Source organism: Spiroplasma tabanidicola (genome assembly GCF_009730595.1).
Classification (GTDB): domain Bacteria; phylum Bacillota_I; class Bacilli_A; order Mycoplasmatales; family Mycoplasmataceae; genus Spiroplasma_A; species Spiroplasma_A tabanidicola.
Genome location: NZ_CP046276.1, coordinates 852,133 through 864,623 on the forward strand (window position 1 = coordinate 852,133; position 12,491 = coordinate 864,623).

10 protein-coding genes are annotated in these 12,491 nt (G+C 25.5%); 1 reads left to right on the plus strand and 9 read right to left on the minus strand.

The window, feature by feature from the left end:
- Window positions 1-113: 113 nt before the first annotated feature.
- Window positions 114-2,666: a hypothetical protein gene (locus tag STABA_RS03795; RefSeq protein WP_156006705.1), complete on the minus strand. Its 2,553-nt coding sequence runs from the start codon at window positions 2,664-2,666 to the stop codon at window positions 114-116.
- Between the two features lie 81 nt (window positions 2,667-2,747).
- Window positions 2,748-3,452: a hypothetical protein gene (locus STABA_RS03800; protein ID WP_156006707.1), complete on the minus strand. Its 705-nt coding sequence runs from the start codon at window positions 3,450-3,452 to the stop codon at window positions 2,748-2,750.
- A gap of 98 nt (window positions 3,453-3,550) precedes the next feature.
- Here STABA_RS03800 and ispH point away from each other — a divergent pair, with 98 nt between their 5' ends.
- Window positions 3,551-4,423: a 4-hydroxy-3-methylbut-2-enyl diphosphate reductase gene (ispH, locus tag STABA_RS03805; RefSeq protein ID WP_156006709.1), complete on the plus strand. Its 873-nt coding sequence runs from the start codon at window positions 3,551-3,553 to the stop codon at window positions 4,421-4,423.
- A 24-nt stretch (window positions 4,424-4,447) separates the two neighbouring features.
- Here the strand turns inward: ispH and STABA_RS03810 are convergent, their stop codons facing one another.
- The 7 genes from STABA_RS03810 to era all read right to left on the minus strand — a co-directional run bounded on the left by STABA_RS03810 (window position 4,448) and on the right by era (window position 12,485).
- The gene (locus STABA_RS03810) at window positions 4,448-5,242 is read right to left on the minus strand and encodes a Nif3-like dinuclear metal center hexameric protein (protein ID WP_156006711.1); all 795 of its coding nucleotides are present in this window, start codon (window positions 5,240-5,242) and stop codon (window positions 4,448-4,450) included.
- Window positions 5,229-5,930: a tRNA (adenine(22)-N(1))-methyltransferase gene (locus tag STABA_RS03815; protein WP_156006713.1), complete on the minus strand. Its 702-nt coding sequence runs from the start codon at window positions 5,928-5,930 to the stop codon at window positions 5,229-5,231. Before STABA_RS03815 ends, STABA_RS03810 begins: the two co-directional genes overlap by 14 nt.
- Window position 5,931: 1 nt before the next feature.
- Window positions 5,932-7,356, minus strand: a complete 1,425-nt coding sequence (locus tag STABA_RS03820) for a sigma-70 family RNA polymerase sigma factor (protein WP_156006715.1) — start codon at window positions 7,354-7,356, stop codon at window positions 5,932-5,934.
- Entirely contained in the window at window positions 7,340-9,295 is a 1,956-nt protein-coding gene (gene dnaG, locus STABA_RS03825; protein WP_156006717.1) for a DNA primase, read from the minus strand. The genes STABA_RS03820 and dnaG overlap by 17 nt, the downstream gene beginning before the upstream one ends.
- 15 nt (window positions 9,296-9,310) lie before the next feature.
- The gene (locus STABA_RS03830) at window positions 9,311-10,684 is read right to left on the minus strand and encodes a glycine--tRNA ligase (protein WP_156006719.1); all 1,374 of its coding nucleotides are present in this window, start codon (window positions 10,682-10,684) and stop codon (window positions 9,311-9,313) included.
- Window positions 10,685-10,791: 107 nt separating this feature from the next.
- Window positions 10,792-11,574, minus strand: a complete 783-nt coding sequence (recO, locus tag STABA_RS03835) for a DNA repair protein RecO (RefSeq protein WP_156006721.1) — start codon at window positions 11,572-11,574, stop codon at window positions 10,792-10,794.
- An 8-nt stretch (window positions 11,575-11,582) separates the two neighbouring features.
- The gene (gene era / locus STABA_RS03840) at window positions 11,583-12,485 is read right to left on the minus strand and encodes a GTPase Era (protein ID WP_156006723.1); all 903 of its coding nucleotides are present in this window, start codon (window positions 12,483-12,485) and stop codon (window positions 11,583-11,585) included.
- Window positions 12,486-12,491: the final 6 nt, after the last annotated feature.

A 12,491-nucleotide genomic window follows, 5' to 3' on the forward strand; every position in this document is an offset into this window, starting at 1 on the left:
AACATTTATATTATGTGAAAACATACTAAATAATAAAAAAAAAGCGTTCTACTCAAACGCTTTTTTTCTGTTTAATTTTAATAAAATAAAAAGCTCAAGTTTTTGAGCTTTTTTTATTGATCATTTCCAGGGTATCAATCAATATTGTTTTCGTTTAAACGAACTAATTGATCTCATAGCTGAGAAATTACATCTTCATTTTGATTTTCATAGAATATTTTTAATAACATTGGAACTTGTGCATCCATTATGTCATTTCCTTCTAATTTTCATCATGTTTTTCTATCTAATGATTTATAGGTCTCATAAACTTCACCATAGTTATTTAATATTGAGGCTGAATATTGAAGACTTATGTTTGATACATAATTATTAATTGATTTAGTTCCTTCTTTATAAATTCCATTTCTTAATTGAGATTCACCAGAACCAAGTACATCAACTGGTGCAGCATGGAATGGTAAACCATTAAAGTTATTTTTTAAATTACTTAAATGAGCAGCAAATTGTTTATCATCATTCTTTTCTAATTGATTAAATAATTGCGCTTCTGTAATAATATCATTGATATTCAATCGTTTTTTGATCAACTCTCAATTATCAACACCTTCTTCACCTGCAAAATCAGAAGAAATATCATATGTTCATATATTTCCTTTTCTAATTACGTCTCTTGGAGTCAATAAATCAGTTGCTAAAGCTTGATTTTGTACATCAAAGGCAGTTAATATTTTTTGATCAACTAATGATGAAATTATATCCATTAAATATCTAATTCTAAATTTATCTTTATCATCGTCGATATTAGAATTATATTTTTTTAATAAACTAATCAATTCATTTACATTGCTTGGAACATTTCCATTTTCATCTGCAAATAAATCTAGGAAAATCATTGTATCGTTAGTTGAACCATAAGCATTATCTTCTGCTTTCGCTGTTAAATAAACATGAGCTGAGTTATATTTCAAGTATTTTGATAATAATCCTGATATTCTTGGTTGTATAAATAAATTATTAAATCCAATGTCACTAATGAATTCAGTTTTGTTGTATCATTCAACAAACTCATTTGTTGAACTAGGCATTAATTTAACATTTTCTGCATCTGGATCATATCAATACTTGCTCATTTCTACTTCATTTTCTTCGTCTTCTTTAATAAATTCTTTGTAATAGTAATTCATTTTAAATAAAGTATTGAAATTAAGACCAAAGAATAAGTAATCTCTAACATTTTCAAGTTTAATTTTGTTATAGACTCATTTACTACTATTGCTTTCTGAATTTGCGCTATTTAAATCAAGTGAAAAATCATACATAGTTAAGTTAAATTCTTTAGAAGTAAAATCTTTTTGTTCTCCTGCGCCGAGACTTAAATATCTACTTGAAAAGAATGTTCTATCCATTCTTTCGTACAAGTTGCTGATATCTTCTTCTTTAACATTATTTTGTGCATTATTATCTTGTAATTCACTATAATAAGTTAAATCATCTTGAAGTTTTTGTTTTAACTCATCATCTTTTACAATATTAATAATCATTTTTGTATTTTCAATTAATTGAGCAAAAAATTCTGATCAAACTCTTGCTGCTTCAATTTTATCTTCGTCTTCAATTGGTGTTGCATCTCCAATTAAGTTATTTCTTTTAATAAGTTCCATAAATACGACTGAAAATACTTGATTTCTCATTCTATTTTCAATATCAAAAATATCAGTAGATTCACTTAAAATAATTTGATTGTTTTTTAAATTTGTAGATACTTTATCTTTTATTTCTTCTTGTTTTTCTTTTAAAATTCTATTTATTAATTGAGAATTTAATAAAATATTATTAACAAAATCACTTACAGAAGGACTATATCCAAGAATTGATGCAGGTAAACTAGTATCTGTTTCATCAAAAATATTTGCTAATTCAATTAAAGTAGAACTATTTGTAAATCCTTGATAAATAACTCCCCTTTTTTCAGTTTGAGTATTTGAAGATGAAGAAATAGGATCTACTGCTAGAGGAATTTTATCATTTTTTGGTTCTTTTCAAACTGCTCCTACTGTTGAATTTTTGACATCAACAGAAGTATCGCTATTAACTTTAATACTTCTATTTATATTTATACGTGCATATGCTGGTGCTTTTTTTGGATTAGTTCAACCTACTAATTCATCATTTAAAAATGTCACAGAAACAGATCAATCATTTTTTCCTAATCATCCAGCAGCATTTTCTGCTAATGCTTGTTTTCCTTTATTTAAATTTAATAAGTCTCTTAAATTTCATTTTGAAGCTTGTCATTGTAACTTTGAATATAATCATCCAAAGCCCGGAACTTTTTGAGCGATTTGAGTAACAAGTTGGTTTGACATAATATATGTTCTTAAACTTGACATAAACGCCCCAGTAACCGCTTTATCTCCATTTTTTACGATATCTGAAAAACCTAATGCTGCAATAATAGCATCTGCATTTTTAGCTTCAATTCCTGCACCCATTTTTACATTATTTTCTTTTAGTTTTTTAGTATCTAGTGTAGTTAATGAAAGTATTTTTTGTTGATCTGAATAAGACCAAGACATTCCAGCTCCACCTTCACATGATGCGACAAGCGATGTTGATGCTGAACCCATTAAAACCGTCATCAATAAACTCATTATTTTTTTCAAAACTAGCACCCACCTTTTATAAAATTATATCAAACAAAAATTGCAAATATCTATTATTACTAATAATATTTGCAAACAAAATTATTTTTTTCTCTTTTTTTCAAGTTTTTCAATTCTTTTTTGATCTTTTTTTTCATAATATGATGCTTTTCATTTTTCAATAACTATATTTATTTTTTTAAATACATATGCACAACCAATTCCAATTCCTCATCCAAACACTACCACTGAATAAAAACATCCTACACCATAGTATAAAAAAGCAAATATTCCAGCAACATGTTTTAAGTAATTATCACCAAATGTTCCCAGAATTGCTAAAAAGGTTTTATGAGGTAATATCCCACCACCACCAATGTAAGAAAATAAGCCAGGAATTAATATAAAAGAACCCGCAAGAATAGAATAATGTATAAATTTACTTCATTTTAAATACTCATCTTTTGGTACATTTATAAATTTATCACTTAAAACCTCTTCAATTAATCATCTAACTGAAACAAAATATAAGATTGGAACTATTATAATAACCGGCACTAAAGCAACTCCTGCTGCAAAAATAAAACCATGAGCAGCATTAGGTTCAACTAAACTTTTTCCAAAAAGAGCATAAAATCCAAAAACATAATATTTAAAACCTGATTCAATATGTGGAACAATCATACTAAAAATTAGCATAAAAAACTGAAATAAATATAAACAAACTAAAGTAAAAGATAATCAAAACATTTTATATAATCTTTGATAGGGTTTAAGTTTAATTAAAAAGTTTGTAAATAATTTCATATATCTGTTCCTTTCAATAATAATATTTTAAATTATTTTTATAAATATAAGTAAAATTTTATATAATTTTAGTTAAAATATCTCTAGGTAGGTTAGCTATGAATGTAATAAAAGTAACACCAAGAGGCTTTTGTTTAGGCGTTGTAAAATCAATAAAAATGGCAAGAGATGCTTTAAAAACATATCCTGATAAACAAATATATATGATTGGATTATTAGTTCATAACAAAATTATTGTAAAAGAACTTGAAGATCAAGGAATTATTGCCATCGATGATTGAAAAAAATCCAGAATGGATATAATAAAACAAATTCCAAAAGGAAGTGTTGTTATTTTTTCAGCACATGGAACTAATGGGGATGTTGTTAAAAAAGCAAATGAATTAGGATTAATTTGTATAGATACAAAATGTGAATGAGTTTTAGAAACCGAAGACTTAATAAAAGAATATTTAAATAAAAATTATGAAATTATTTTTATAGGTACCTATTTTCATCCTGAAACAATTGCATTAACAAGTATTAATGATAAAAACATTCATTTAGTAACCAATATTTATGAAGTAAAAAAATTGAATATAGATAACAAAAAAATTTTAGCAACAAATCAAACTACATTATCAATAATTGATACCGAACTTATTTATAATGAAATCAAAAATAAGTATCCAAATTGCATAATAAAAAATGATATTTGTGAAGCAACACTATTAAGACAGCAAGCGGTTTTAGACTTAGATGAAAATCACATTGATTTATTATATGTTGTTGGAGATAAAAGAAGCAATAATACATTAAAACTTGTAGAACTAGGTAATAATAAAGGGATTAAATCTTTAAGAATTGATAGAAAAGAAGATATCAATAAAAATGATTTAATAAATATAAAAACAGTTGCAGTAACAGCTGGTGCTTCAACAAGTAGTATCATTCAAAATGAGGTAATAAAATTTTTAGAAGAAATTGAATAAAAAAAATCAGAAATCTGATTTTTTTTAAATGTAATTAAATGTATTTTTGATGTCGTAAGGAATTACAACTATGTCATCTCCAAATGTTTTATTTATTTTTCCAGAAATATCATCAATAAAGTGATTTTCCATATAATGTCCTAATGTTAACATTGTGATTTCGTTTTGGTCTGCATAAAGTCATTCGCTTCATTTTGCTTCACCTGTTACAAATACATTATTCTCAAGTTGTTCAGAAATCATACAATCAGCTCCAGCCCCTGGAGCTATATAGAATTTTTTTATCAAACAGTCTAAATTTGCATTTTTTGAAAGTAAACTGCTTTGTTTTCCAAAGACAAATTGCATTTTTTGAATTACTTCTTTTAATGTCAATTCACTTAATAACTTAACTTTATATCCTTCTTTAATAGAACCAATCTTAGTTGCTTCTTCTATATTAAATTGACTTGCTAATAATTCCATTAAATTATTATTTTTACTAGTATCATAGTTTGTGTGAATTGAATATACTTGAATTTCATTTTCAATTAATTGTTGATAAATTACTTTTTTTGCTTGATTCTTCATTTCCTGATCTAATTCATTAAAAATGAAAGGATGCTTTGTAATTATAAAATTTGATTTAATTTCTATAGCTTTATTTAATGCTTCTTTTGTTAAATCTAAACAAACTACTACATTTTCTACAACATCTTGACTTGGTAAACCATACACTTCTTGAATTTGAAATCCAACCTTATCTCATTCTGGTATTTGTTCTGTTGGGAATAAATCATTTAAATACTTAACCATATCGCTGGTCTTAATTTTTGACATCGTTTAAATTCTCCTTTTTTAACATTTTTGATATTAATTTCTTTCTTTTCATAAATCTTTTAAAATTTTTATCTTTTTTAGGAATTTGATTTAATAAAGAAACTAGTTTTTGTTCTTCAATCATTCATTTTTCAATAAACAATGAATTATTTTTATTTTTAGAAATAATCGGACCGAATATAACATCTTTTTTTGACTTAATTTTTTGTCCAGCAAACTTATTTATTTTAAAAACCTCATAAATAATATCGTTATCCTTGATTATATTTTCTGATTCAATATAATATTTTTTTTCTTTCACTCATAATCGTATATTTTCAGCATTAGTGTTTGAAGATATTACATAACAATCAATATTATCATTATCTTCTTTTAAAATATTTAGAACTGTATTTGAACCCATTCCTGCAATAATGCATGAGGTTATTTTAATATTTTTTTGTTTTGTTCATCCAATACCATCCGTTAAAAGCGTTTCTATTCTATCACTAACTCCAAAACTCAAAATATTATTTTTAGCAACTGATAATGGCTTTTCGGCAACATCAGTTGCATAAATTTTTTTAGCTTTGTTGTCTTTTGCTAAATAAATAGCAATATAACCATGATCTGTTCCTATATCAGCAACAATTTCTCCGTCTGAAATCATTTTACTAATAGCAATTAATCTTGGTGTAAGAATACTCATATTAACCTTTAAAGAAATCCCTTAAAACTTTGGCTTTTGGATTAGAAGCTGAAGGTTTAAATTTTCTAATAGTTTTTGCTTCTATTTGTCTGATTCTTTCTCTTGTTACTTTTAATTCTTTTCCAACTTCTTCTAAAGTTTTTGGAGAATCATATTTTGCTAAATGTAATTGGATCATTTTAGTTTTATATTTTTTGTTTGCTTGAATTTTTTCAATTGTAGTATCATAGTGAATATCTAATTCATTAATAGTTTCTTTTAAATCTTCAAAAGTTTCGTCTTCACATTCTTCTGCTAATCTAACTAATGTTCTTAGTTTTGTTGGTAAAATTCCAAAACGCATACGAATAACCTTTTCTTCTCTTGGTTGTAAAATTTCTGCAAAAACATCATCTATGACTTCACGTAAAGCTTCTTTTTCTGCATATTCATCTGGTGAAGCGATATCTTTATCTTCAACAAAATCTCCAAAGTGAGTATCATCTTCATCCCCAAATGGTTTTTCTAAACTTACTGGTTCTATTGATAACTTTTTAATTTCAATAACTTTTTGAGCAGTAAATCCTTTTCCAAACTTTTTAGCAACTTCTTTTGGTGTTGGTTCTCTTCCTAGTTCCTGAGTTAATTGTCTTTCGATTCTTGTAAGTTTGTTAATTGTTTCAACCATATGAACCGGGATACGAATTGTTCTTGCTTGATCCGCTATAGCTCTTGTAATCGCTTGACGAATTCATCATGTTGCATAAGTTGAAAATTTAAAACCTTTTGTATAATCAAATTTATCAACAGCTTTCATTAATCCAATATTTCCTTCTTCAATTAAATCCGCAAAGTCTAAACCACGGTTTAAATGTTTTCTAGCAACTGAAATAACCAATTTAAGATTAGAAGTTATTAATTTATCTCTACCTTCTTTTACAATATCTGGATCTTCATCTTCTAACATTTTTGCATATTCTACTTCTTCATCTTTTGTTAAAATTTTTGAATAACCAATTTGATTAAAGTAAGATTTAATAATATCTTGAATTTTAGTATCATTACTAATTCCGCCAACTCTATATTTAAGTTGAGTAGAACTAGTACTTCCATCTTTAATTTTTTTTGAATCTTTTTTTATCGTTTTAAACTTAGCAGCTAATTCATCTGCAGTTTCAGAATCATCGTCTTCATCGTCTTCATCATCTAAATCTGATAATTTTTCCAAATCTTCTTCATCAATTAATTCATCTGTAAAAACTACATTTCTATTTGCTAATTCTTCAAAAATTTGTGATAATTCTTCTTCTTCGATATTAGGAAATTTTTTATTTACTGCTTCATAAATTTCTTCTTGTGAAATTTCATTATCATTTTTTTCTAAATAAATAATTAAATACTCTTTAAATTCTTCTAGTGTATTAAACTTTTTAAGATTCATTGTCATAATATGTACCACCTTTGTTTCTAAATTTTATATAATTTTTGGATAATAACTCAAAGTTTTCTGCTAATTCTTTTTTTATGAACTGATCTGTTGCTTTTTTTAATTCTTCAGCTTTTTTACTTAATTCATCAAGTTGTTTATATAGTTCAATTTGATAAAACATATCTTCTATTGCCTTTTGACTAACTACTTTGCTATGTTCCAAAAATAATACTTTTTTCATTTTTTTTAGAACATTGTAATAATGCTGATTAGTTTTTTCAAAAATATTTTCAATAGCTTCATAATCATTACCAATATAATTATTGCTTCTATATTCTTCGATAATTCTTTTTACAATAATTTTGCAACTCGCACTATCGAATTTGTTAATATTTTTTTCAATGATATTTAAATGTATATCACTTTTAATTAAACTCAAAACAATGCTTGCTTCTGCTAAGTTTTTTGTTCTTTTTGCGAGTTTTAATGTTCTTTTTATATATGATTCTTCAAGTTTAACATCACTTGGTATTTTTTCTTCATAATAATCATCTATATAAAAATCTTTATCCCTTGGTATGAATTTATTGAAATCTGGTATTGCATTTTCAAAATCTATTGGTTCATAATTTTGAACATACTCAACCGCTTCATTTACATTATCATTTACTTTTAAAGGTTCTTTTACTTGTTTTTTAATTACTTCTTTGTCAATATTTGTTAATTTTGATAATCTTTCAATACTTGATTCTCTTAAAATTTCACTTGACTCATGACTAATTACATCAGTTACAATATCTATAAATTCTTTAATTTCTCAAGAATTTTGTAAATCGTATTTTTTTTGATAATAATTAATAACAAAATCAATTGGTGATAGTGCTTTTTTAATCATTTCTTTAATTAAATTTGCATTTCCTTCGACAACTAACTCATCAGGATCTTTATATGTATTATTATAAATAATTTGTACATTTATTCTTTTATCCATTAGAAACTTCGCCGCTTTTAAAGCAGCTTTTATTCCAGGATCATCTCCATCCAAAAACAATTTAAAGTTTTTTGTGAACTTAGAAAATAATTTAACATGATAATCTGTAAAACTCGTCCCCATTATTGCAACTGAGTTATGAATATCAATTCTTTCTAAACTTATAACATCCATAAATCCTTCAAGAATTATGACTTCATCATTAATTCTTATATCTTTTCTTGCGTTTGCAAAATTGTAAGCAAGATGTGATTTTTTAAAAACTAAATTTTCTGAACTATTTTTATATTTTGGTTCTTCACCATCAATAAATGCTCTTCCTGAAAATCCAATAATATTTTGTTCATCATCTGTAATCGGAAAAACAATTCTATTTTCAAATACACACCGATTATTTACACCCTTTGTATAAAATAACCCAGAAGCAATAATATCGTTTTCTTGATGACCTTTTTTTAATAAAATATTATATAGTTCAATATTTTTTGGAACAAAACCAATTAAAAATTTATTAATCTCATTTGGTTTAATATTTCTTTTTTCTAAATATTGTTTTGCTAATTTTGCTGTTTTTGTTATTAATAATCCATTAAAAAACTTTGCAGCATCATTATTTATATCAAATATTTTTTGTGCTGCACTTGAATATTTAGGTTTATCATCTACAAGTTTTAAACCCGCAATACTAATATTAGCATCTTTTGCAATTAGAGAAATTGCTTTTAAAAAAGTTACATTATTAAATTCTTCAACAAATGTTATAACATTTCCTCCAACTCCACAGACAAAGCATTTAAAAATTTTTTTATCTTGCGATATACTTAAGGATGGATCTGAGTCATCATGAAAAGGACAAACAGCTATATAGTTTCTACCTTTTTTTTGTATATCAATATATTTACCAATAATATCAACAATATTAACTTGATTTAATATATTATCAATTTCATTTCTACTAATAGCCATATTATCACCTCCAAATTATGATAATTTGTTTTTTAAATAGCTATTTAAATCTGGTATTGATATTCTTTCTTGTTCCATAGTATCTCTATTTCTAATCGTTACACAATTATCATTTTGAGTATCAAAATCAATTGTTATACAATATGGAGTTCCTATTGCATCTTGTCTACGATATCTTTTTCCTATGTTACCTTTTTCGTCAAAAGTACAAGCTATATTTAAATTTTTATTAATATGTTCATATACTTCTAAACTTTTATCTATTTGTTGTTTTTGTAAAGGTAGGATAGCAATTTTATAAGGAGCTAAATTAACTGGAAGTTGCATCACAATTCTTTCTCCATTATCAAGTTTTTCTTCTTTATAACTTTGACAAAATATAGCCAATAATAATCTTTCAACTCCAACACTTGGTTCGATTACATGAGCTAAATATTTTTCATTAGTATTTGGATCTAAATAAGTAAGATCTTCTCCACTTACTTTTTGATGCTGAGACAAATCAAAATTCCCTCTATTTGCAATTCCTCATAATTCACCAATTCCAAATGGAAATTTAAATTCAATATCAACTGTTCTTGATGAGTAATGAGCAAGTTCTTCTTTATCATGTTCTCTTAAAATATAATTTTCTTTACTTATTTTTACTATATTATCTAAAAATTCTTGTACTTGATTAAGTCAATATTCAAATCAGTCTTTTGAATCATTTGGTGAAAAGAAGAACTCTAACTCCATTTGTTCAAACTCTCTTGTTCTAAAAATAAAATTTCCAGGTGTTATTTCATTTCTAAATGATTTACCAATTTGTCCAATTCCAAATGGTAGTTGTTTACGAAGAGTTCTTTGCGCATTTTTGTATTGAACAAATATTCCTTGTGCAGTTTCTGGTCTTAAATAAACTATTGAACTTGCATCTTCTACAACTCCTTGATTAGTTTTAAACATTAATTCAAATTTTCTTATATTTGTAAAATCACATTTCTCACATTTAGGACATTTTATTTGTTTTTCTTTAATAAAATCTTCAAGTTGAGTATCACTTCAACCCCCAACATTTAAATCTAAAAATTTTTCTTCGATTAATTTGTCAGCTCTTCATCTAGATTTGCAGTTTTTACAATCCAATAATGGATCATTAAAATTACCTACATGACCACTAGCTTGTCAAACTTTTGAATTCATTATAATAGAAGTATCAAGACCAATATTATAAGGATTTTTTTTAATAAAAAAATCTCATCACGCTTGTTTTAAATTATTTTTAAGTTCTGCTCCAAGTGGACCATAATCTCAAGAATTAGCAAGCCCTCCATAAATTTCTGAACCTTGAAATACAAACCCCATAGATTTAAGGTGTGCAATTAGCTTTTCCATTTCGATTTTCATTTGTTATCTCCCATATAAAAAGTTTCTAGCACAAACTTTTCAGTCGATGCTAGAAAAACATTATAATTTTGTGCTTTAAGCACTACTTTGTCAACCCACTATAAGTGTTATTTATATTGTATAGCATTTACTTCACTTATGAAAGTAGATGCACTATTTTTTAGTATTCTTGAACCGCTTATAAATATGCCTAAATCACTCTCTAAATAATCTAACATAAGATTATGTAAAACTATAATATCAACTGCATTATATCTTTGATCTACTAAATAGTTAAATGTATGTTTATTGAAGTTTGAAAGAATATTTACAAAAGAGAGTGGTTGAATAATTTCTCCTGGTCATAAACATCGTTTACATACCAAAGTTTTATCGCTATATTCAAACCTTACAATTGGATAGTCTCTTTTTTTGCATCTTGAACAATAGTTTAAATTAAATTTATACTCACTATTTTGAATATAAAATAATAAAAATAGTACATAGTTATTAAAAACATTGATGTTATTATCAATGTTTTCTAGCATAGTTTTAAAAGCATTATATATTTTATAGTTTTGAAAACCAGGAACTGATAATTGTTCTATCATACTTATTGTTACACTTACATAAACATAATTAACATAAGTTTTTGCAATATTAAAATACTCTTTTTTTAAATTACCAGTTTTTAATTTACTGATTTTATTATCACTTCTACTTTTAAAAATTTCAAAATCACTATAACTTAAAGTTTGTATTGAATACTTATTTTTAGAAGCTTCTTTATTAACCCCTGGAGCAAAAAAAGATAGAACTCCATATTGTTTTGAATATACTTTTATTACTTTTGCATAATCATCATAATCATAACTATTCAAAACAAATCCTTCTATTTTTATAGCTGCCATAAAATCACCTAATATGTATCAGTATCATAACCTAATTGTTTAATTAATGACGCAGAATTTCTTCATTTATCTTTAACTTTCACAAATAGTTCTAAGTAAAATTTATTTGCAAATAATATCTCAAGTTTTTCTCTTGATTTTATTCCAATTTGTTTTATTTTACTTCCCTTGTTACCAATAATAATTCCTTTTTGACTATTTCTTTCACAAATAATTGAAGCAATAACTTTAATAATATGAGTATTTTCTTCAAATTTATCTATTAATATTGCTACACTATGAGGAATTTCTTGTTCAGTTTGTAACAAAATCTCTTCTCTTATTATTTCTCTAATTATAAAACGATCTGGTTGATCTGTATATTGATCATCTGGATAAAACTTAATACCAGTTTCAGGTAAAACATTTTTTATCTCATCTAGTAAATCAATTAAATTTTCTCCCATAGTTGCACTAATTGAAATAGTTTTTGCAAATTTAAACTCTTGACGATTTCACTCTTCAATTTTTGCTTGTAATTGTTCTTTACTAACTAAATCTGATTTAGTTATTACTAAAAAGGTAGGAACATCACGTTCTTTTAAAGCGTTTAAAATAAATTGATCATTTTCTCCAATAAATTCATTACTTGGTGCTAAAAATAAAATTGCATCAACCCCTTTAGTTGATTGAATTGCAGTTTTATTCATAAATCTATCTAACTCATTTTTTGCTTTATGCACTCCTGGTGTATCAACAAAAACGTATTGACAATCAGGCTTATTTAAAATCCCATTGATTCTATTTCTTGTAGTTTGTGCTTTTGGAGTAATAATTGAAACTTTTTTTTCTAATAATGAGTTTAATAATGTTGATTTACCAACATTTGGTCTTCCAATTATTGATATAAATCCTGATTTTATTTTTTCCACATTTTT